Origin of the sequence: Paenibacillus sp. 2003 (genome assembly GCF_031455635.1) — a bacterium.
Classification (GTDB): Bacteria; Bacillota; Bacilli; order Paenibacillales; family Paenibacillaceae; genus Paenibacillus; species Paenibacillus amylolyticus_B.
This window is the reverse complement of record NZ_JAVDTB010000006.1, coordinates 87,850-110,713: the sequence shown is the minus strand read 5'-3', so window position 1 is coordinate 110,713 and position 22,864 is coordinate 87,850. Positions and strand designations below refer to the sequence as shown.

The following is a 22,864-nucleotide window of genomic DNA, read 5'->3' as shown; positions in this document are numbered from 1 at the left end:
GGGAAGGAGTAAGTTATGAACAGCGAATTTACCATAGCGGTGCATTGTCTTGTTTTTCTGTCGATGAGAGATGAGTGTATGGCCAATAGTGAAGATTTGTCCCAGAGTGTGGGTACACACCCGGCCAGAGTCCGTAAGGTACTTAGTGTTCTGCGCAAGCATGGTTACCTGACGACCAAGGAAGGTGCTCATGGTGGGTACTTGCTTAGCCGTCCAAGTGAAGAGATCAAGCTGGGAGAATTGTACAGACTGGTAGCTGGTGGTTCACTCGGTCCCAACTGGTGCTCAGGGGAGTCCGGTTCATCGTGCGTGGTATCTTCCAATATGCAGGATGTGATGGGGAACATTTATAACGGAGGCGAAGAGGCGCTCAGCGCTTATTTTGATCGTATATCCATTCAGGATGTGAAAGAACGCATAGGTCATGGGGAAACGTTGAACTTATCGCTGAAGGGATTATCTGCAAAGGAGAAGTCCTGACGGAGTCCACAGCGAATGTTCCTCCATGAATATGGTCTTGGTTTAGTCAGGCACGGTGGACAAGTTATGGCATTGGCGTGTGCTCCGGTGAAAGATCCATTGATGTTCTCAGGCGATTCCGGGCATAACGTGAACACAGATGGGGAGAGACCGTCTGCGCTGATGTTATTTTCGGAAGGCAAATCCTTGATAGAGTATAATTCAAGATCACCTTGCGAAAGTAAAGAAGTATAAACAATTTAGATTCTGGGGAGTGGAACACATGTCAGGCATTGAAAAAAATGAAACACTTCGCGTTATTAGCGAACGCCATGCTGTCAAAAAGTACGAAAAAGGGTTTGAATTGCCTGAAGCTGATCTCAATGCGATTCTGACAGCAGCTGCGGAAGCACCATCTTCATGGAACCTGCAACACTGGAGATTCCTCGTGATTGAATCCGAAGCAGACAAAGCGAAATTGCTGCCAGTTGCTTATGGTCAAAGTCAGATCGTGGAAAGTTCAGTTACGATTGCTGTTCTTGGAGATTTGGAAGCAAACCGTAACACCGTAATCTACGATCAAGCTGTTGAAGCAGGCGCACTGACTGCTGAGGTTCGTGACGCATTGGTTGGACAGATCAACGGTGCTTACCAAAGTCCGCAAATCGCTCGCGATGAAGCGATCCGCAATGCATCTTTTGCTTCCCAAAATATTATGCTTGCTGCACGCTCCCTGGGTTACGATACATGTCCAATCGGTGGATATAATCCACAAAAACTGATCGAAACATTCAACATTCCTGCACGATTTGTGCCAACGTTGTTGATTACTGTAGGTAAAGCTGCACAGCCAGCTCGCCCTTCAGGACGTTTGCCGTTGTCTGAGGTTGTTGTTAAAGGTTCTTTCTAAGTTAGAAAGTTAAATCTGATGATTTTGCATCAGTGATATAAGTATAATTCAAACAGCCGAACTTTCCTGTTGAGGGAAGGTGCGGCTGTTTGGCATATTGAGGTTGTATGGAAAAGTCCACTAACGATGACTCCAATCGAGCGGATTCACCACTCAAGTGAGTTCTTACTTCCACCATGAAAAGATTACTTCTCAGGTGTCTCGGGGATTTGTGGTGCATGGAACGATTCCATGTACTCGATTGCGTTATACATCATCACTGCTGCTTCGGCACGAGTAATCGTTTGTTTGGGATTGAAGTTGCCGTCGGCATCCAGTTCATTGATTTTGAGAACGAGTGAACGCTGAATGGCACCTTGATACGCAGGGGTAAGTTCCTGTTCGTCGGTAATGTCCACAGGTTTGATATTAATCATCGGCAGACCGCCTTTGGCCTCAATGCCTTGCATCAGGAACAGTGTGAATTGTTCACGAGTAAGCGGTTTGGAGGGATCGATATCCTGTGACATCTGAATGCCATTATATTGTGCGCGGATAAATGCATCACTGTACCATACGCCATCTTTTACTTGAGAGAAGTGGTCACTTGGTAGCGGCTGTTTGATAAAACGAATCGTGTCCAGATTCAGATTTAGTCCGTCCGCAATCAGTTGAATGCCCTGAGCGGTATTTAACTCCAGTTCGGGTTTGAACAAGCTGTCGCTCACGCCTTTGATGAATCCATCCTTATGGAGAGATTCGATTTTGTCTGCTCCTGCGATACCTTGAATATCCGTGAATTGGGCCTGCGCAGCGTTGATCGGGCCTGCACTTAGAGACAGCGTGAGCAGAGCTCCTGCAGTTAATGTAGCAAGTATATTTTTTTTCATGATAGGTTCGCCTCACTTTTCCAGGGATGATCCCTTTATATAAAAGTTATTTGCTCCTATAGACGACCCTTCTGTTCAAAAGGTTGCTGCAATTTTCCAACTGAATTCATAATCATTTAGAAAGGGCTAAGTGAAGGCACTGCCTCTAACCTTTGGATTTATTTCGATAATCTGTGGGTGAACGTCCCATCATTTTGCTGAACAGACGGGAGAAGTAGTACGGGTCTTTGAATCCAAGCTCGGAACTGATCTGCTTCACGGTCCAATCGGTAAAATCGAGATAGCGGCAGGAATGCTGGATCTTGAGCCGCAGGAAATAATCGATAGGCGAATGCCCGGTCGCTTGCTTGAACAACTGTGAGTAATGAGGGACAGACAGCCGGGCATGTGCCGCCAGTTCCTTGAGGGTGATTCCGTTCTCCAGGTGCTCCAGCATATATTGAACGGATTGTTCAGCCGCACGTTTGCTGCTCACGATCCCACCATCTGTTCCTGTCGTCTCGGGTCCATAAGCGAGCATACCAAGCATATAACCGATAATCTGGGATGCATATGTCATTGTCTGCATGGAGTAACCCGTCTCAAGTGCGCCGTAACATTCATGAAAAAGCTCAAGCCATTTTTGAGCCTTTGCCGGTGGCATGGTAGTAATATGATGAGTTAACAAGGGTTCTATGTAGGATAAAGCGTGTTCCCCGCGCAGATGAATCCAGAAGATGCTCCATGGTTCAGCTGCGTTGGCACCATACACATGAGGGACATATGCAGGTAATATAACGAGGTTTCCCGGGCTGACATCATATGTCTTGCTGCCATCCATCGTATACCAGCCTGTGCCTTGGACACAGTACATCAGAATGTGTGATTCACAACCATCGGGACGATCACGGTAATGATGCTCCGCTTCGTGAAAGTAACCGATATCGGTAACATATAATCCGGACGTGACCGGATAAGCTGCGGTTTCTTGCAGCAGGGAGTCCGGAAGAACAATGAGTTTTTGCATACGAAATCCGTCAGATTTACGCTGTAGGGGTGGTCTGTTGTTAGGTCTCATACTTTGTATTATGGTGAGAGGCGATAAGGGAGTCAATGACAGATATGAGGGCGCACACCGGGGTTGTTATCGATTTAGAAAGCCACGTTACAGGAAGTGAAGCAGTTGCCCGTGAATTGGGTAAGTACATATCAGTGGGAAAAATCAGAACAGTGAATATACAGGATAAGGGAGAGATTAGATATGGAACCAGTCACAACTCAGGAAACACTTTTCTATACAGGTACGTATGCGTCAGCGGATGAACCAGGAATATACCTATGTGCGTTGAATGCGGATACAGGAGAGATGCGAATCGTCAATCACATGGATGGTGTGGATAATCCGTCTTATCTGGCGCTATGCCCGGATGGAAATTGTCTGTATGTGGCGAGTGAGACGGACGAGGGAGAGGTGTTGGTCTATCGGAGAGATGCGGCAACGAGTGAGCTGCACCTGATGGATCGAAAACAGACCAGAGGGGCTTCTCCATGTTATGTGTCTGTCTCCACAGATGGTCAGTGGGTGTTCTCATCCAACTATAGCAGCGGCAGTGTCAATGTATTCCCGGTTGGCGATCAGGGGACGCTTGGTGAGATGAGTGCATGGGTAGAGCACACGGGAAGTGGAATCAACGAAGAACGCCAGGAAGGGCCGCATGCACACTCCATTCAGCCAGATCCGTCCGGACAGTATGCTGTCGTATGTGACCTCGGTCTGGATCAGATCATTGTGTATCGGTTGGAAGAGGGACGTTTGGTTACCCATCGTGAGATGGATCAGCCACCAGGCGCAGGGCCAAGGCATCTTGTGTTTCATCCCAACTCAAAGTGGGCATATGTAATTAACGAATTGAACAACACGGTTACGGCATTCCTATACGATGAGCGCAGAGGTGAGTTCACTACAGTGCAGCACATTTCCACACTTCCAGAAGGGCATAAAGGAGAGGGTACGGCTGCAGACATCCGTGTATCTCCATGTGGACGTTTCCTGTATGCATCCAATCGGGGAGATGACAGCATCGTACTCTATCATATTGACCAGGAGAGCGGTGAGTTGGAAGCCGTAGAGTGGACGTCCACGATTGGGCAGACACCACGTAACTTTAATATTTTGCCGGGTGGAATTCTAGTCCTGGCGAATCAGGACAGTAATAACCTCGTAGGTTTTCAGATCAGCGAAGAAGACGGACGTCTGACGCATAATGGATTCAAGCTGGAACTGCCTCGTCCGGTATGTATTGCTCCTGTGGTATAAAAGTTGTAATACGGTGAAGTGAACGTGGAATATTACATCTAAAAAGTGGTCTATAAGCTGTGAAATCATGGAGAAACACATGGTTTTACAGCTTTTTTTAGTCTTTTATGCGATTAACTTGAAAATAGTGGCAATTATCACATTTTTTTATTGACCATTGTTCGAACGTTCATTATGATCAGAATATATAGTGATTAAACCTAAAATCTGGATGTTGCACGAAGGGTGGTGCTTTCCTTGGAACCTGCAAATTCAATTCGGGAGCAATTAACCCAGTTTATCGATAAGAACAGCATGACGCTCTCCCGATTCTCGGAAGTATCGGGCATTAATACAGGCACAATTAGTCGTATTTTACATGGGAATCGTCCCATATCTGTGAGTCAGTTGATTGCGATATCATCAGGAATGGGCGTGGCAGCGGATCATTTTTTTGCCGACTATGTGGAAGAATGTTTTGCTTATTCCGTATCCATGCGGCGGATCAGACCGTTTATTCTCCGAAGTGCGGAGTTGAATCGGCTGGACTGCATTGAACAGATTCTTTATCGGCTACTGGACGACCTGGATTATGCGACAGAACTATTTGAGATGGCTGAACAATTATTTGAACAAAATCAGCAGTCTGCGGCGGCACTGTTATATAAGAGTGTGAGTGAGGTTGAGAAATATCAGCATTCCGAACGGCTTGCGATGTGTCAGTATCGATTGTTTCTAATTGGACAAGGAGAGAACCTGGAGGAAAATCTAAGGACAGCTATCTTGTTCGAGCCTTATGTTGACCGGCTGGATGAGGGATACCAACTGGACGCGCTGAAACATTTAATTCATGTGTTTATGGCAGTTCATAAATGGGATAAAGTAGATGGTTTAGCGCAAGAGATGTTCAAATTAGCGAAGATTTTCTATGAGTCTAAACACCTTTCTAAACGAAGGGAGCACTACCATGAGAATCACACCGAACGCCCACTCTATACTTATATTTTATATGCTTGGTTGATTCGATCCACAGTTTATGAGGAGTATGGAGATTATAACAAAGCTTTGGAGTTTGTATCGTTGTATGCATACGGACAGGACTGGTTACAGGAACAGGATGAAGAATCAGAGCGCATACAGCAACAATTTGGGGAATGGGCAACAGCTAATACCTATCTCTACCGAATGTTATCCGGAGAAAGGGAGATTGTTCACGAATACGCCGACTACATCTCGAAGTATCCTGATGAGATTTTTTTAGCTTTACGTTACATGATACAGGCAGCCAATCGGTTTGACTGGAACATTGATGACATTTTGGATCGCTTCTCCGAACATACGCCTTTACGTACCTACAAGACTGAGTTTGGAGATTATAATAAACGTATTATTAATGAAAGTTATGCGCGGTTTTTAAGTGATCTAGGGATGTACCAACTTAAGAGAAATCGTAATGATGCAATGAATCTTATTCTTGAAGGATTGCAAATGTCAGTTAAAATAAATAGTGATCGAAATATTATTACATGTATGACATTATTTGAGCAGTACAGAGATCAAGCTGATTCAGAAGCAAAACAGAAGTTCAAATCTTTATCAAGTGAGGTGCAACGGCTCAATGCGAAAAAAAACGTCTTTGTTGCTAACCATTTTTAGTGTTACAGTTACAATCTGTCCAATCATTCATGCCTTAATGGGCCACGGAGCAGGCGGAGTGTAAATTTATGAATTCATTCAAAAAAGTACGAAGTCGAAGGAGAAATCCTTCGGCTTTTTTAAGTATGAACCATTCAATTACTAAATTAGACCTATAGATGGAATTATATGTTTAATTTAAAATAAATGTATTAAAGCGCTTACACAAAAGATGGCGCTACAAGGGCAGCGGGCTTACCACTACAATTGGGGAGGCAATTGTTTATGGGGAATCGATCATCATTATGGAAGCGTACATTACGTACAGCGGGAGTATCACTACTGAGTTCCGCATTACTGGTCACTTCGCTTGGCTTTGGCAACACGCAAGTAACACATGCAGCGGGAGCAAGGCAGATGGAATATCTGGATCGCGGTGTGGTGGCTGTGAAGACCGGGACAGGTGTGTTTGTCAGTTGGCGGCTTCTGGGAATGGAAGGATCGAATGTATCGTTTAACGTATATCGAGATGGAACCAAGGTGAACGCTACGCCCATAACAAACAGCACCAACCTTCAGGATGCAAGCGGGACAAGCAGTTCCAAATATACGGTTCGCGCTGTAGTCAGTGGAACGGAGCAGGCTGCTTCAGCGGCAGCAAGCGTATGGGGCAATAACTATCTATCTGTACCGCTCAGTGTACCCGCAGGTGGGACAACGCCCGATGGAGTAGCCTACACCTACAGTGCCAACGATGCCAGTGCAGGTGACCTGGATGGTGATGGTGAGTATGAATTGATTGTGAAGTGGGACCCTTCCAACTCCAAGGATAACTCTCAGAGTGGTTATACCGGGGAAGTGTTTATCGATGCCTACAAATTAAACGGAACACGCCTCTGGCGAATTAGTCTGGGCAAAAATATCCGTGCCGGCGCTCACTATACCCAATTCATGGTGTACGATCTCGACGGTGATGGCAAAGCCGAAGTTGCGATGAAAACAGCCGATGGCACCAAGGATGGCACTGGCGTGATCATCGGGGATGCAAGCAAGGATTACCGCAATTCCAGTGGTTATGTGTTGTCTGGCCCCGAATTCCTGACGGTCTTCAATGGGCAGACTGGCAAAGCGCTCTCCACGGTGAACTACGAGCCGGCGCGCGGCAATGTGTCCGACTGGGGAGATAACTACGGCAATCGGGTGGACCGATTCCTTGCCGCCATTGCTTATCTCGATGGCGAGCGGCCAAGTCTGGTCATGGCTCGCGGGTATTATACGCGCAGTGTGCTCGTGGCGTATAACTGGCGGAATGGACAGCTGACCAAACAGTGGACGTTTGATTCCAATACCTCGGGCAATTCGGGTTATGCCGGGCAGGGCAATCATAATCTGAGTGTGGCGGACGTAGACGGAGATGGGAAGGATGAGATCGTTTATGGTGCCATGGCGGTGGATGACAACGGCAAAGGATTGTACACGACAGGACTTCATCATGGTGATGCCATGCATCTGAGTGATCTGGACCCGGACCGCCCTGGACTTGAGGTATTTCAGGTTCATGAGACACCGTCCAATGCCGGAGTGGAATTTCGTGATGCAGGTACAGGCCAGCTAATTTGGGGAGTCAAAACAACGAAGGATATTGGACGTGGCATGGCGGCAGATATCGATCCTAGATATAAAGGCGCCGAAGTATGGGCAGACGGCAGTCTGTACACAGCCAAAGGGCAGAAACTCGGGACAACCCTGCCTTCCTCCACGAATTTTGGAATCTGGTGGGATGGTGATTTGCTCCGTGAACTGCTGGACAGCAACCGAATCGACAAGTGGAATTATGCCAATAGCACAACGGTGAACCTGCTCACCGCATCCGGCGTTTCTTCCAACAACGGCACCAAGTCTACGCCGAATCTGCAGGCTGATCTGTTCGGGGACTGGAGAGAGGAAGTCGTGTGGCGGACCAATGACAGCTCAGCACTGCGGATCTATACCACAACAGCAGTTACGGACAAACGCATCTATACGCTGATGCATGACCCGGTGTACCGTCTTGGTGTCGCTTGGCAAAATGTAGCCTACAATCAGCCGCCCCACACCGGATTTTATCTGGGCGAAGGCATGAACCCACCACCGGTACCGAATATCCGGTATGCGGGCAGATGAGGAATGGACAAGGTGTGGCTGTCCAATTCCGTACATGTTTATCGTAGCCAGCGAAGCATAGGATTCGCTGAAGGGAACAACGGACGCTGGTTCGTTGTTCCTCTTTTTTTGCCAATAGCCCAGAAATACGGTAAAAATCGGAAAAAACGTTTGACAGGTATATAGACTGCCTTTATTATACGTATATAACTTACTAAACAGGTAGGAATAATAAAAATGACAACCTGAACAGAATAACGTTCTCACCGTATAGACGGAGGAACACCACAGCGCATCCTTTCCAGATGGAGCATGCACGGCCTTAAGCCGGCATGACTTTATGGGGAGAAGTGCGCGGGGGTTCCTCCGTCTTCTTGTTTTTACGGGGCGTTCGATCCTGTTCAGCCGGCCTGAGGTAGTCATGAAGATTGATATCGGGGGAGTGTTATTCATGAAAAAGAGAATTCATAAGGGTATCTTGGTTGGTCTGGCACTTGTGTTAACAGGAGTTCTGGCAGCATGCGGATCAGATAGCGGCGGGTCCAATACGGCAGGAACATCAGGGGGAGCAGAAGGCGGCACAGAAGGGGCTAAGGCCATTGAACTGCTGAATGTTTCCTACGATCCAACGCGGGAACTCTACGAGCAATATAACGAAGCGTTTGCGGCGCATTGGTTGAAAGAGAAAGGCCAGGAAGTAACCATCAAGCAATCCCATGGGGGATCGGGCAAACAGAGTCGTTCTGTTATTGACGGACTGGATGCAGACGTGGTGACACTGGCATTGGGATACGATATTGATGCGATTGAAGATAAAGGCTTGATTAACGAAGGTTGGCAGGACAAATACGAGCATAACAGCGCTCCGTATACCTCTACGATTGTATTCCTTGTACGTAAAGGCAATCCAAAAGGCATCAAGGACTGGGATGATCTGATCAAAGGCGATACCCAAGTCATTACCCCGAATCCCAAAACGTCCGGCGGGGCGCGCTGGAACTATCTGGCGGCATGGGGATATGCCCTTAAGCATAATAACAATGATGAAGAGAAGGCGAAGGAATTTGTTGGCGAATTGTTCAAACATGCGCCTGTACTGGATTCGGGTGCTCGTGGGTCTACGACAACGTTTGTTGAACGTGGCATTGGTGATGTGTTGCTTGCCTGGGAAAATGAAGCTTTCCTATCGGTAAAGGAGTTGGGTCCGGACAAATTCGATATTGTCGTGCCATCGGTTAGTATCTTGGCCGAACCACCGGTTGCAATTGTGGACAAAAATGCAGACAAAAAAGGAAGCCGCGACGTGGCGGATGCCTATCTGAAATATTTGTACAGTGAAGAAGGACAGACGATTGCCGCTGAAAATTATTACCGCCCAACGCTGGACAGCGTGGAGGAAAAATTCAAGGATCAGTTCCCGGCGCTTGAACTGTTCACGTTGAAAGATGTATTCGGCACATGGCGGGATACTCAGGCCAAACATTTTAATGACGGTGGTATATTCGACCAGATCTATGTTCCAGGCAGCTAAGGTTGCTCTGTTTAATGAACACCCGATCAATCGCGCTGTGAGCGGCCAACCAGCCCTACCGGCTGAAGGCAGAGAGGATGAACGTGCATGAGCAAGGTGATGGTGGCGCGGAGACGCACATTGCCGGGATTCGGATTAACGATGGGTTACAGTGTGCTCTACCTGAGCCTGGTTGTACTTATTCCACTGGCAGCGCTGTTGTTTAACTCAACAGGGCTGACATGGGCAACCATGATTGAGGTTGCGACCAATCCCAGGGTGCTCGCTTCCTTCCAGGTCAGCTTTCTGACCGCAGGTGCAGCGGCGCTGATTGATCTCGTGCTGGGGTTACTCCTGGCATGGGTGCTTGTTCGGTATGAATTCCCGGGCAAAAGGCTGTTTGATGCGGTCATTGATCTGCCATTTGCCTTGCCGACAGCGGTAGCGGGGGTTGCCCTTACGGCGATCTATGCCGGCAATGGCTGGATTGGGCAGTTTGTAGAGCCTTTGGGCATCAAGCTCGCCTATTCACAGGCCGGGATTACACTGGCGCTGATGTTTATCGGAATTCCGTTCGTGGTTCGTACGGTGCAACCGGTGTTGGAGGAGCTGGAGGCAGAGGTGGAAGAAGCGGCTGCCACACTGGGAGCAGGAAGATGGCGGATATTCCGCACGATTCTGCTGCCGGATCTGATCCCCCCGTTGTTAACGGGATTTGCTCTGGCTTTTGCCCGGGGTATTGGCGAATATGGTTCGGTTGTATTTATCTCAGGTAATATGCCGATGAAAACGGAGATTGCCCCCTTGTTGATCATGGCCAAGCTGGAGCAGTTCGATTATGCAGGCGCTACAGCTGTAGCTTTGCTGTTGCTTCTCGTTTCTTTCATCCTGCTGTTGATCATTAATTCCTTGCAGCGTTGGAGCCGGAAGGCGGGAAGGGCATGACAATGAAGCATGGTGGAATAAGGATATTAAACGAAGTCACTCACCCAAACCAAAGGAGGTGCAGCATATGGCGGGTTCTGTCCCACTAAGCTCTGTTCCACCCGTACGAGCTGGCCGTGGAACAAACCGTGCAACAACGGAAGCTCCATGGGTCAAATGGTTGTTGATTGGACTGGCAAGCCTGGTACTCATATGGCTGCTTATTTTACCACTGGCCATTGTGCTCATGGAGGCGTTGAAGCAGGGCTGGGGTGTGTACATCGCGGCTCTTACCGAGCCGGATGCCATGTCTGCACTGAAACTCACGTTATTGGTTGCGGCGATTACAGTGCCGCTGAATACGATATTTGGTGTGGTCGCTGCATGGGTCATTACCAAGTTCCAGTTCAAGGGCAAGGGACTCATGATCACCCTGATTGATCTTCCCTTTTCCATCTCGCCTGTGGTGGGCGGGTTGATTTTTGTATTGGTCTTTGGTTCGAATGGGTGGTTTGGGCCGTGGCTGTCCGAACATGATATCAAAATCATTTTTGCGCTGCCAGGCATTGTGATTGCAACGCTGTTTATTACCTTCCCGTTTGTAGCGAGGGAGTTGATTCCACTAATGGAGGACCAGGGAACCCGGGAAGAGGAAGCAGCGGTTACGCTAGGTGCTTCCGGGTGGCGAATCTTCTGGAGTGTAACCTTGCCCAACATCAAATGGGGGCTGCTATACGGCATTATTCTGTGTAATGCCCGTGCCATGGGCGAGTTCGGAGCCGTATCTGTGGTGTCCGGGCATATCCGCGGGGAGACCAATACGTTACCACTTCATGTCGAGATTTTGTATAACGAATATCAATTCTCGGCTTCGTTTGCCGTAGCGTCACTGCTCCTGATTCTGGCTCTCGCCACGTTGTTGCTCAAGAGCTGGCTTGGTCACAAAGCTGTTTCAGAAAAGTGACTATGAGAAGAAGAAAATACAGATTGACAGCTACTGGAAGCCCTGCTAATGTATAAACCAAGTATATAGGTTGGATAAGAATGATTTATAAATCCGTTGGATGACAGCGTACTTAGGAATATGGCGGGCAGTAGCCCGAGAAGAGGAGGCGGCTCTATGGCTAAGCCGTTAAAAGTGGATGAGGTATGGTTGGACCGAATTGCCGGACAGCTGAATGACATGGAGTTTGGTTCTTTGCATATCGTAGTGCACGAAGGTCAGATTGTGCAGATGGAGCGGACCGAACGCAAGCGTTTTGAAAACACGCCCTCAGGCAGCGCCTCCAAATCCGGAAGCACGGCACGAAGCAGTTCAGCCCGTTCACTACGTGGATCAAATGCGAGTGCGAAGGGATAGAGAGTGACGTGGCATGAGGGAATCAAGGATGGGTGCATAGGAACACAAATGTATACTTTTCAGAAACTCATGGGAAATGCATGTTCCAGATCTTCCTACCTATTGTGCACGACTTGTCTCCATATGCTCCTTATACCAATGATTCGCTTCAAGCAGCACCTGTTGCCCACCTGCATCCATGAATTCTTCCACAAAGGTATCGAAATACCCCACAGGCTGATCGCCAGTGATGATGGAGATGTACGCTCTGTCTCTCATGCGAATCAATTCAGATGAATATTGAATCAGGGCAGGGGTTGCAACCTCCAGGCGATTATAGATACCATTCTCCGTCAACCCTGCAGATGCAGCCCACTGTTCACGTTTATCCGAGGGTGTACCTGGAACCGTCATGCCGATACTTGAGCCGATCATATTAATATAATTCTCCATTCTGTTGTATGGGTAAAGTAAATAAAACGAATTTGAATCTTCAGCGCTCCAATTCCAGTGTTTTCCTGGAAGGCCATACTCCATTTTGATCTGCTCCACCGGATCGGGGTTGGCACTTACATAATCGAGTATCTCCAAAATTTTCTCCAGTTTTCCTGGCTCCTTCGCAGCCTCAGCGCCTATAGCAATAAAATTCATCAGCAGATTATTCCCTTTTGAACCGCTATGTCCATCAGGACCAATAACAGGAGAACCAAATACAACCTCTGCAGTTGCATTCTTCTGTAGCAACTCATTAACATTGAACGAGGCTCCCACTGGAGTTTCTTGGCCATTTTCATTAAGGACACTGTAGTCTCCCTCTTGATTCCAATGATAGTAGTTGCCCATCGAGGTCATCCCAATTTTTCCATTAATAAAAGCATGGGACAGATGTTTATATCCACCTTTATTCTCACCGGTTATAAACTCGGGGTCGATAACCCCGTCCCGATACCACTTTTGCATATAAACCAATGCTTTTTTCATCTCCGGCTCCAAAGCACCGATCACAAGTTGGTTGTTTTTTTCATTAAAATACAGTTGCTCGGTGAAAACGGACTGTCCAAAAGCGCCAAACACGACATTTAAGCCCTCTCTGGATAGGCCATACGTATCTTGTTTACCATTTCCGTCCGGATCATCTTTGGCAAAAGCATACATGACCGTTTCAAATTCATCTAATGTCTTGGGCACCTCCAGACCGAGCTGCTTAAGCCAGTCCTCTCGGTATACAACAGGGGTTCGATAGATGTTGGTCTGATTAATGGCCGGAATTCCATATAAGGAGCCGTTTATTTTTCCATACTCTAGGTAACGTGAATCATAATCGCGAATTCGCTGCACGATATTTGGCGCATATTGTTCAAGGACTTCCGGGGAGATTTCCGCTAAGACCCCTTGCATTTGATACTTAAGCAGATCATGCGGTTGTCTGATCCGGAACAGATCAGGTATTTTCCCTTGAGCAAGCTCCAGATCCAGCAGTTCCTCGTACCGCCTGTTCTCAAGGTTCCACACCTCCAGATCGACATCAAACCGATCTTCAATATATGCAATCATCTCTGCGTCTTCAGGAACAGGGATATTCTGATGCATGGTCCAGGATATCGTATACTGCGGTGCTGTCTCCTTCTCAGCGCTTGCTAGATGGTCCTGCTGTTGCACTTGTGCTATTTCTCTCCCTAAAAAGGTACATCCACTTGTGAATATGAGAAGGAGGAACATTGCGGAATATAGACATAGCTTTCTTGACAGGTTGAGGTTCATAGCAGCTCCTTTACTAATTTTAAATTCCATATAGTGATCGGAAGGTTGTTCTGTCATGGGAGTGTCCGTGTAAATATGCTTAATTGAACCTATATAGATCCCTGTTCGATTAGACTGCGCATGAAATTTTTCGGTGTACATCCATGAATCTCTTTGAACTTCTTAATGAAATAGGCAGGGGTACGGTAACCGACCGTACTTGCGATCTGCTCAACCGTAATTTCACGCTGTGTCATGAGTTCCCGTGCGCGTTCCATTCGCTGATTCGTAACATATTCGGAATAAACAATCCCGGTTTCTTCCTTGAAAAGTTTACTGAGATATTTAGGGCTGATGAATACTTGCTCTGAGACATGATCCAGCGTGAGATCGCCCGATAAGTGCTCGTGAATATAGGCTTTGACCGCCGAGATGGTATCCACACTTCGTACCTCACTTCGCTTCTCCATATGCATCACAAATTCGGTCACGAGATGAATCATCCATTCCGAATAGCGGTTGATATTGTAGAACAATGAAAATTGCTTGTACAGATTCAATGAACTCGCCTCGGCGGGTTGCAGGCGCACCTGATGAATACACTCAGCGTAAATAGATACCGTTTTTAATAATATGATCCGACTGTATTCGGCGGAATAGGGGCCTTCCTTTATTGTCGCGACCAATTCCTGAATGGCCTCAACTGTACCTTGCACATCCCGAGTCTGCAATTTCTTTTCAAAGTTTACGAGGTATGACTCCGGAATTTCCAAACTGCTGGCTTCCCTGTTCAGAAGATCAAGATTCTGAATGGCAGACTGCTCGGGAAAGAAGTAGCTGTATCGAATCAGGGTATTCGCCTGATGATAGCTTGTGTGAATCTTCGTAAAGTGTTCTACCCATCCGCCTAACGATAGTACAAATTCCAGACCAAATCTGCTGCTCGCCTCAGCGTGAATAAAGTCTACAATGTGATCAGAGAGAGGTTCTTCGGGTTGGTTGGTACAGATGATTACTGCTATTTTGTGATCCTGCAATTCCTCTGCCAGCAGTTGAGTTCCATCCATTTCTGCAATCTCCAGCTGCTGGATCATCGTATACAACGTATGCTGCAACTGTCGTGGCTGCAGATCCTTCCACTTCTCATTAACGGGGTCAATGACGATGCAGCAGAAGCGAGTGTAGGCCATCGAAATATGAATAGATTGCAGTTGCTCCGTAAGCTCCTCCGGTGTAAATCGATTATTTAACATATTAAGCATGATACTATGCTTAATCATCTTGTGATTGGCTTGGAGTGTTTCTTCAAGACTATCAACTTTATTGGACAGACTGTTAAACGTTGTATCGATGAACCGGTATTCATCCTGCTTTAAGCTGGCTGGGCTATCCATCCGGCTCTTGATGTTATTCATGATTCGTTTAAGAGGACTATAGTTGGCCCTGGTAAAGATGGACGACATCGCTATCCCAACCGCGACAGCCAACAAGCCGAGAAGAACCGAAATTTCTTTTAAGCTATCCAATTTATAATAGAAGCTTTCATTCGGTGTGGTTGTGTAGATTCTCCAAGCATTTCCTTTAAATTGATCTTGGGTAACGACATGAGAGTCATAGTTAAATACAGGTGTGAAGCTCTCATCTGAAGAATGAAAGGTGAGCAGCGACTGCGTCAGATTCTCCTCCGTGGAGCTGCCTATCAACGTTTTGTCCGCGGCAGATATGACGGTTCCGTCCTGATCGATGATTAATGTATTCGCATAGTCAGCAGGGAGCATATTTTTAATGATCTGACTGATCGCTGATTCTTTGATATCAATCGCAATCATGGCTTTGCTCTCTTGTCCAGACGATTGAAACGGGTAACTATGGACATAGGAAATTAGAGGACTCATGTTGCCCTGTTCTCGTGATTCGATATAAGCATCCTGAGGCACCATGCGAGTCTTCATCCATAAGGAGCTTTCTGGAGTCTCTTTCATCGCAGCAATCCAATCCGTCGTATGATCCATACTCGAAGGCGTGTCCTCATAGAGCAATAGCCCATATACAGATGAGACGATGAAGTGGTTCTTCGTATCGTACACATGAATAGCTTCAATGAGATCGGAATAATTTTGCACCATATTTTTGAGGGACTGTTCGATGTCCAGGATTTTGCTATGGTTTCCTTTTAAGCTATCTAAGTCGATACTTGCGGCGTTACCGAGTGCCAGGGACAGATAGACCTGATTCACCTTCTGGATCACAGAGCTCTCAATATAATTGACAGTGCTTTTCAGCGACAGCTGATTATTGATTCGAATTTCTTTGCTGTATTGATGGGAAAAGAAGAGGTATAGAATGGAGCCGAAAAGAAGCGCAATGACAAGAACGACAGCAAGGTAGGAAAGAACCATCTTGGATCTCACAGACTGAAATGGCTTATGCATTCTTTTTCCCCCTTCGTTTCTCGTGTCTAAACAACTTCATCATTATATAGCAGGCCGAGGACTAGAAATCATGTTGATCGAAATTTAACAAACTTCTTCTCCACATTTTACACTAATTTAATAAAGCGTTTACATAAAAGGATATTATAATTAACGAAAGTAGTATCTCCTCTGTTTTTTGAGGGCAGAAATCATCGGAACGTACGATTTTGATATAAAACGGAATTTGTTCTATAGATGCGAAACGCTCCCTAATGCTACAGTAACGGCAGATCAGACATCTGTATAGAGACTTTCTTACTTATTTGCAGATGCAGAAGCAAAAAAATAATTTACCATAATGGGAGCGTGTATTTGCAAGCCATGAGAAAACCACTTAAAAAGTCACTGGCATTACTTCTAATGTTGTCTATGGTAGGTCCGACATTTACAGAGAAGAGTTTTGCAGCCGATCAGAAGATTCAGTTCTCTGATATTAAGGGACACTGGGCGGAAGCAAATATTCAAGCATGGGGTGATGAAGGATTAATTCGAGGTTACCTGGATCGTTCATTCAAACCGAACACGTATATTACCAGAGCAGAATTTATGAATTTGGTAAACGGTGCTTTTGGATATTCCGGACAAGCTAAAATTACCTTTAACGATGTGTCTGAGAGTGCATGGTATTACGAAGCAATTTCTATTGCAAATGCAAATGGATATATAGATGGATACACCGATGGCACAATGAAGCCGCAAGATCCGATCACCCGTCAAGAAGCAGCTAAAGTGATTGCCGGTATTCTAAATTTGGAATTGAATGAAACAGCAGCAAATGTCTTTAGCGATTCATCGTCTATTGCAGCGTGGAGCAAGGGAGCTGTAGGTGGAGCGGCAGCAGCGAAAATTATCGCTGGTTATGCAGATGGAAGCTTCAAGCCGCTTAATTCCATTACTCGTGCCGAAGCCGTGTCAGCACTCGTTAAGGCGGTAGAAGCAGATGCGACTACGGCTGCCAAACCAGCTAAGCCAAAAGGAACGGCAGCCGTACTGAATGTTAATCCTCCAGCAGATGAAGCTCGGTTGTCCGCCGTGAAGGACGGGGCCAATGCTGGAGACGACACCTTGAAAAATATTGCGGAAACCAATCCGTTTATTGATATTTTGGACGGTTTTGATCAAGTATGGTCCATGAACCAAGCGGACTGGAGAGATGGAACGGCGGCAACCAAAATTGGAGCTGACGGAAAGAATGCAAAGTATGGAGATGGACCGTCCCCATATTATGACGGCTTTAAGAATGATCCAACCGTAGCCGTCGCTGATCAGAAAACATATGCAAATGAAGAGATCCGAAACAAAGCGACTTGGGAAGCCAATATCAGATATGTAGAAAAGGTCACGCAAAACCGCACGGGTGAAGAGGCTTTGGCAGCCTACTATGATGACCAAAGGGATAAGATTTACAGCGTGATGGAGGGCTTTGGTCCGTTGGCTAACACGTATGTAGATATCATCAAGCCAAAGACAAATGTTGAACGAACGGTGGACGAGATGAATGTGGTATTGACCGAAGAAACAGTGGAAGATGAAAGCCAAGGCATTGGAGATTGGGAAGCAAAGACGGAACTTTCAGACTTGGTCCATTTGGTTGATCTGGTTCGATTCAAAATTCCTGCCTCATCTAATCCCTCTAAATATTTCTACTCTTCCCCAAGACCGTGGAGAATGAATTCCAATGGAGAAGTGAAAGAAGTGGTTGACAGCAAAGGACTGCCTGTATGGGAAACCATGGGTGAAGGTGAGAAAAAAGAAGTACCTCTGGCTTCAGGCGGCACCAAATCAACCGGAGAAAAACATTACCAGCAATACGAAACCAACGTTAAGCTTATTCCTGCCTTAACTTATGTCAAACGAATCGCTGAGGATGGAAGAGGAAAAGATGGCGGATTTCCGAGCGGACATACAAGCGCAGCCTACTTATCCGTATTTCCTTTGGCATACGCTACGCCAGAACGATTCGCTGAATTGTTAACGAGAGCAGCTCAGCTGGGTGAGAATCGCATCGTAGCAGGGATGCACTCACCACTTGATGTTATAGGAGGAAGAATACAATCCACAGCCATGGCTGCATATGCACTTAATCAGGCTGATAACAGAGAAGTGTTAGAGAAAGGCTATGAGAATGTAGGAGAAGTATTTGGAGCTGCAGCCAAGGATAAAAATATGAGTCTGTATGAATATGCACACACCGTAACAGAGGATTACACGTTTAAGAGTGCTTACGATGAACACAAATGGGAAGATCATGATGCCAATAAAGCCTTCTATAGAGAAAAGATGACTTACGGTCTACCACAAACCGGAACCAAAGGTTTGGCTCCAGTTGTACCGCAAGGAGCAGAAGCCCTGTTAGAAACACGTCAACCGTATTTAACAGATGAGCAGCGCAGACAAGTATTGTACACAACATCCATTGACTCTGGGTATCCTGTACTGGATGAATCCAAGGGCTGGGGTAGAATTGATCTGGTCACGGCTGCGGATGGATACGGTGCATTCTTGAACAATGTAACCGTGGATATGGACGCTTCCAAAGGGCGCTTCAATGCACAAGACTGGTGGAGAAATGATATCACCGGTAGTGGAATGCTTACGAAAAAGGGAACAGGAACCCTTACATTGACAGGGAAAAATAGCTACACTGGCGGAACATTGCTGCAAGCAGGAACGCTGGTAGCCGAATCTGCAACTGCTTTTGGTACGGGTGATCTGTATGTAGAAAATGGAACAGTTGTCGTGGATGTCGACGGAGCACTCAACTTAAATAGAAACTTTACCATGGATAACGGTACGTTGGAATTGGTAGTGGCTGACAACAACAGTCAGTTGAATGTCGGCAGAAAGCTCTATATTGATGGAGGAAGCCTGAATCTGGACTTGTCCAATTATAAGATCGAAGGTTCCAAAGATATTACGTTAATCACGGCGAATGGAATTACAGGTGAATTCGACAGTGTAACGGCAGATGGTTATAACGTTACGGTCACATACGAAAAAGGTCGTATCATTGCACATGTTGTAGCCAAATAAGCGAAGTAATTATCCATGATATAAATTGAACTAAAAAATATTACACATGCCACTTCGATGACAGAATAAGCTTCCGATAATTCTTTGCAAGAAAAGATCATAAAAAAGGGCTGAAACTACAATGTAGTTTCAGCCCCTTTTTTACGTGGTAAGAGACATGCAGAATCTAGATGTTGAAAATTCACTCGAAGATGGTGATGGGCTGAATGCGTTAGTTATTCGTCGGTGTTGGTACCAGATGTACGACGTGTATTCTCTTCCAGCTCCGCAGAGACTTGCTTTGTTGGTTCCAAATCCGTATGCCCTGCATAAGGGCGATCACTGCGAGAGCGTGTTCCGGTCAGACTGAAGCCTGAAGTGAACAGGATTAATTGTAATCCCAGTGCGTAGGGCGCAGCAACAGGCCCAATCAGATGGAGCAAGGAGCAAAGCGCGATCAGCAAGGAGAGCAATTTGGTTACTGTACGTGGCCTATCCCGGCGTGGGCTGGCCCAGAGCAAATAGCCATATATTATGGTGATCATTAGGGAAATTGCGCGAATCCATGGCAAGATGTTGTCCCATGAGTCCACAGGGACGTCAAACATTTGCTGACGAAATACCAGATCTGTAACCAGAAACCCTGTGGCCGCCAGTGCGGCTGGTTCGGCTACGGGCCGAAGGATGGTCCAGACCGCTGTGCCCCAATGATCTGCATGAGTATCCCGGCTGAGTTCATCCGATAATACGGTGCATTCCCGTTCCAGTGCTCTGTGCATCAGTCCGATTCTGGCAGGATCATGATCCTTAGTACAGTCACGGATCTGGTCCTGTAGCTGAGGGGATAGGTAAGATGCGGCTTTGCAGGCTAACATTGCTGTGATCAGATCATTATGTTCGTGTTCCGATCGTTCATAATTCCGATTTTCCCGGATGGTAAGTTGTCCCAAGAGGGCTGTACTTATGTATAATGTATCTCGTATCCTTTGCATTCGCCTTTCGTGGCTGCGGCGAACTTCAGTGGCAGACCATATGTATATCCCCAGAAGCAAAGCCATGACTCCAAACAGCACAGCCACAGTGCCTGAGCGCGATGTTAGATCTTCAATCCAACGTTGAAACACACTTGTTCCTCCTTTGCACCAACTTCACGTATCATGAAACACGCTTCACGTAAGCTTTCTCTCACTATTACACAGGAAGTAGATGAATTCAAGCAGAAAGGGGCACAAATCATGGATCATGTGAGTATTGAACACACACCACCTGCAGCGGTGGAGTATCTTGCTTTACGGCAGATTTCGGGTCTTAGCCCGATGAGCAGAGAAGGGGCGGAGATTGGATTACCGAATAGCCTGTTTGCCGTATGTCTGCGTGAAGAGGATATGCTGATAGGCATGGGGCGAGTGATTGGAGATGGAGGTTGTTTCTTTCAGGTCGTCGATATTGCTGTACACCCGGATGTTCAGGGAATGGGGTATGGAAAACTGATCATGAGCGAGATTATGAATTATCTGCGTAAAGCAGTACCTGCCCGTGGTTTGGTCAGTCTGCTGGCGGATGTTCCGGCTGATCAACTTTATGCTCAATTTGGATTTGAATACACCAGCCCAAAATCGGAGGGTATGTGGTGGAGACAGGGAGACTAGTGAACTAGTTAAATAACCTATTCGGCGAACCTTTGGATAAATCCAAAGGTTTTTTGCTTTACAACCATTTATTTACAGGTATAATGTAAATTAAAACCAGTTTACGATTTACAAATTACGATATACGAGCGCGATCGTGAAGAATGGAGGAATTGAATATGTACAATGATCAGAAAGCTCAGTTTAACCAGATGGTGGAACGATCTGTGGAGCAGGCGAACAAAAACCTTTCAGGAGCCAAGGGAGTTGTTTCCGTCCGATTAAGTCAGGAAGAGATTGATATCATAGATCAGCTTGTATTTCTTGAATTAGCCAAAAACCGTTCTGATGCGACTGCAATGTTGATTAGGGAAGGCATACGAACCCATCAGACCTTATTGAACGAGATACGCGAGTATACGGCTGAACTGGAACGGGTAAAAGCCAAGATACAACAGACCATTCGAGATTCAGGTTTGGTTACGCGTCTGCATCGTATTAGTGATGATGAATCTGTTACGTACGAGGGAGAGGTGCGTGAAAAAGATGAAAAATGAAATTCGTGGCGACAGCTATCGGGCGGTTTTGCGCCTTCCTTCTTTTGTTGTGCTTCTTGTTGGTAGATTGATTTCTGGCGCAGGTCAGATTTTATTTTCTATGGCGACGATGTGGTATATCCTCCAATTAACGGAGTCGGCACTTGCTGCTGCGCTGATTCCGATGCTGCCGTACTTGATCTATGCATTTTTGGGCATTCCCTTGGCTACGATCAGTGATCGCCTGCCGAAAAAGCAGCTTTTGATCTGGACAGATATATTGCGTGCAGGCATAGCTTGCATATTGGCACTTTTGTTCATGACAGGAGCCATGCTTCCGTGGCATATTTACGCAGCCAATCTGCTCATTGCCATCCTTGGTTTTTTGTTCAATCCCGCAACCCAGACAGTCATCCCCGCTATTTTGCCAGAACCTACAAAACAATTAGCTCCAGCCAATGCACTACTGAACTCTTCCTCCAAAACGATTGAATTGCTTGGATACGCCTTGGGGGGAATATTGATCGCGCTCATCTCCGTTCAGTCCATCCTGTTCATCTATGCCGTTACATTTCTGCTATCCGCCATATCCATTTTCTTTATCCGCATCCCTGTAACCAAAGTCGTGAAACAAAAAGGAGTCTCCGGTTTTGTTAAAGATAGCATGCAGGGAATTACATTCCTGTTTTCCCGTAAAATTTTGGCGTGCTGCATTATCTTTGGAGCCATTATCAATTTTGCGGGGGCGCCACTGCACATTTTCACGCCGATTTTTGCCAATATGGTGCTGCAAGCCGGACCACAAGGCTACGGTCTGCTTCAGTCAGCCTTTGCCGCTGGCAGTATTGCAGGTTCTCTGCTCAGTGGTAAATATGCCAAACGACTCTCACTCGCTCACTGGTTTCTGATCAGTTATCTCATCTCAGGTACAAGTTTGCTGCTCATGCCGATGTTTCCTAACCTGTATATCGCGATTGCATGTTCATTTTTGTTGATGATGGGACTTGCTCTTGTGAATGTACCATTGGTTACTTCCATTCTTTTATCCACCCCGGAAGAAAAGAGAGGACGTGTCATGAACAGCATGGGTGTCTTGATGAGTGGCATTAGTAATCCGCTTGGTTTGTTACTGGGAGGGTGGTTCATTGAAACGTACAACCCTTCATGGGTGTACATGGGGATTGGTACATTTGTTATTTGTATGGGTATGGCAAGCCTGTTTGTCCGACCTTTCCGTGAAGAACGGAGCAAGCGTACCCGGCAACAAACGACCTCGATGTAGTCTGGATTCTGATGTCATATTGCGCCTCTTTTTAGTCCGAGGAAACAAGTAATTTGACATGATCAGGCGAAATAAATGGATTAAGTAAATAATTTATGTAAAATAATTCAATTAAAAAGAAGGAATATC

General features: G+C 46.3%; 18 protein-coding genes. 13 read left to right on the top strand and 5 right to left on the bottom strand.

The features are described from left to right. The first annotated feature begins 15 nt into the window (after positions 1-15). Both J2X75_RS22185 and J2X75_RS22180 read left to right on the top strand, forming a co-directional pair. Complete coding sequence (locus J2X75_RS22185) at positions 16-480, top strand: RrF2 family transcriptional regulator (protein ID WP_047840338.1); 465 nt, start codon at positions 16-18, stop codon at positions 478-480. A gap of 262 nt (positions 481-742) precedes the next feature. Then, complete coding sequence (locus tag J2X75_RS22180) at positions 743-1,369, top strand: nitroreductase family protein (protein ID WP_076215923.1); 627 nt, start codon at positions 743-745, stop codon at positions 1,367-1,369. Between the two features lie 185 nt (positions 1,370-1,554). Here J2X75_RS22180 and J2X75_RS22175 read toward each other — a convergent pair whose 3' ends face one another. Together J2X75_RS22175 and J2X75_RS22170 are read right to left on the bottom strand one after the other, a co-directional pair. Then, the gene (locus J2X75_RS22175) at positions 1,555-2,238 is read right to left on the bottom strand and encodes an S-layer homology domain-containing protein (RefSeq protein ID WP_310340108.1); all 684 of its coding nucleotides are present in this window, start codon (positions 2,236-2,238) and stop codon (positions 1,555-1,557) included. Between the two features lie 145 nt (positions 2,239-2,383). Then, positions 2,384-3,244 carry an AraC family transcriptional regulator gene (locus J2X75_RS22170; protein WP_181155567.1) on the bottom strand — a complete coding sequence of 287 codons (861 nt, stop codon included), beginning with the start codon at positions 3,242-3,244 and terminating at the stop codon, positions 2,384-2,386. A gap of 234 nt (positions 3,245-3,478) precedes the next feature. Here J2X75_RS22170 and J2X75_RS22165 point away from each other — a divergent pair, with 234 nt between their 5' ends. The 7 genes from J2X75_RS22165 to J2X75_RS22135 all read left to right on the top strand — a co-directional run bounded on the left by J2X75_RS22165 (position 3,479) and on the right by J2X75_RS22135 (position 12,084). Continuing rightward, entirely contained in the window at positions 3,479-4,534 is a 1,056-nt protein-coding gene (locus tag J2X75_RS22165) for a lactonase family protein (protein WP_310340106.1), read from the top strand. 237 nt (positions 4,535-4,771) lie between these two features. Next, positions 4,772-6,169 carry a helix-turn-helix domain-containing protein gene (locus J2X75_RS22160; RefSeq protein ID WP_310340104.1) on the top strand — a complete coding sequence of 466 codons (1,398 nt, stop codon included), beginning with the start codon at positions 4,772-4,774 and terminating at the stop codon, positions 6,167-6,169. 264 nt (positions 6,170-6,433) lie between these two features. Then, complete coding sequence (locus tag J2X75_RS22155) at positions 6,434-8,311, top strand: rhamnogalacturonan lyase (RefSeq protein ID WP_397384099.1); 1,878 nt, start codon at positions 6,434-6,436, stop codon at positions 8,309-8,311. A 430-nt stretch (positions 8,312-8,741) separates the two neighbouring features. Then, on the top strand, positions 8,742-9,821 hold the full coding sequence (locus J2X75_RS22150) for a sulfate ABC transporter substrate-binding protein (protein ID WP_310340101.1): 1,080 nt from the start codon (positions 8,742-8,744) through the stop codon (positions 9,819-9,821). Positions 9,822-9,908: 87 nt separating this feature from the next. Continuing rightward, positions 9,909-10,745: a sulfate ABC transporter permease subunit CysT gene (cysT, locus tag J2X75_RS22145; protein ID WP_145325621.1), complete on the top strand. Its 837-nt coding sequence runs from the start codon at positions 9,909-9,911 to the stop codon at positions 10,743-10,745. A gap of 67 nt (positions 10,746-10,812) precedes the next feature. Beyond that, positions 10,813-11,688, top strand: coding sequence for a sulfate ABC transporter permease subunit CysW (gene cysW, locus J2X75_RS22140; protein ID WP_310340098.1), 876 nt, complete (start codon positions 10,813-10,815; stop codon positions 11,686-11,688). Between the two features lie 156 nt (positions 11,689-11,844). After that, positions 11,845-12,084 (top strand): YezD family protein, encoded by a 240-nt coding sequence (locus J2X75_RS22135; RefSeq protein WP_036607453.1) that lies wholly within the window; start codon positions 11,845-11,847, stop codon positions 12,082-12,084. Between the two features lie 99 nt (positions 12,085-12,183). Here the strand turns inward: J2X75_RS22135 and J2X75_RS22130 are convergent, their stop codons facing one another. Continuing rightward, on the bottom strand, positions 12,184-13,722 hold the full coding sequence (locus tag J2X75_RS22130; RefSeq protein WP_310340093.1) for an extracellular solute-binding protein: 1,539 nt from the start codon (positions 13,720-13,722) through the stop codon (positions 12,184-12,186). A 191-nt stretch (positions 13,723-13,913) separates the two neighbouring features. Continuing rightward, positions 13,914-16,235, bottom strand: coding sequence for an AraC family transcriptional regulator (locus tag J2X75_RS22125; RefSeq protein ID WP_310340091.1), 2,322 nt, complete (start codon positions 16,233-16,235; stop codon positions 13,914-13,916). Positions 16,236-16,598: 363 nt separating this feature from the next. Between J2X75_RS22125 and J2X75_RS22120 the strand changes: the two genes are divergently transcribed. Further along, a complete protein-coding gene (locus tag J2X75_RS22120) occupies positions 16,599-19,310 on the top strand; it encodes an S-layer homology domain-containing protein (RefSeq protein WP_310340450.1) in 2,712 nt (903 codons plus the stop codon). 215 nt (positions 19,311-19,525) lie between these two features. Here J2X75_RS22120 and J2X75_RS22115 read toward each other — a convergent pair whose 3' ends face one another. Beyond that, positions 19,526-20,413 (bottom strand): hypothetical protein, encoded by an 888-nt coding sequence (locus J2X75_RS22115; protein WP_310340089.1) that lies wholly within the window; start codon positions 20,411-20,413, stop codon positions 19,526-19,528. Positions 20,414-20,524: 111 nt separating this feature from the next. Between J2X75_RS22115 and J2X75_RS22110 the strand changes: the two genes are divergently transcribed. The 3 genes from J2X75_RS22110 to J2X75_RS22100 all read left to right on the top strand — a co-directional run bounded on the left by J2X75_RS22110 (position 20,525) and on the right by J2X75_RS22100 (position 22,735). Continuing rightward, positions 20,525-20,938: a GNAT family N-acetyltransferase gene (locus tag J2X75_RS22110; RefSeq protein WP_150365358.1), complete on the top strand. Its 414-nt coding sequence runs from the start codon at positions 20,525-20,527 to the stop codon at positions 20,936-20,938. A 158-nt stretch (positions 20,939-21,096) separates the two neighbouring features. Further along, positions 21,097-21,474 carry a ribbon-helix-helix domain-containing protein gene (locus J2X75_RS22105; protein ID WP_047840324.1) on the top strand — a complete coding sequence of 126 codons (378 nt, stop codon included), beginning with the start codon at positions 21,097-21,099 and terminating at the stop codon, positions 21,472-21,474. Continuing rightward, complete coding sequence (locus tag J2X75_RS22100) at positions 21,464-22,735, top strand: MFS transporter (protein WP_310340447.1); 1,272 nt, start codon at positions 21,464-21,466, stop codon at positions 22,733-22,735. The genes J2X75_RS22105 and J2X75_RS22100 overlap by 11 nt, the downstream gene beginning before the upstream one ends. Positions 22,736-22,864 lie beyond the last annotated feature (129 nt).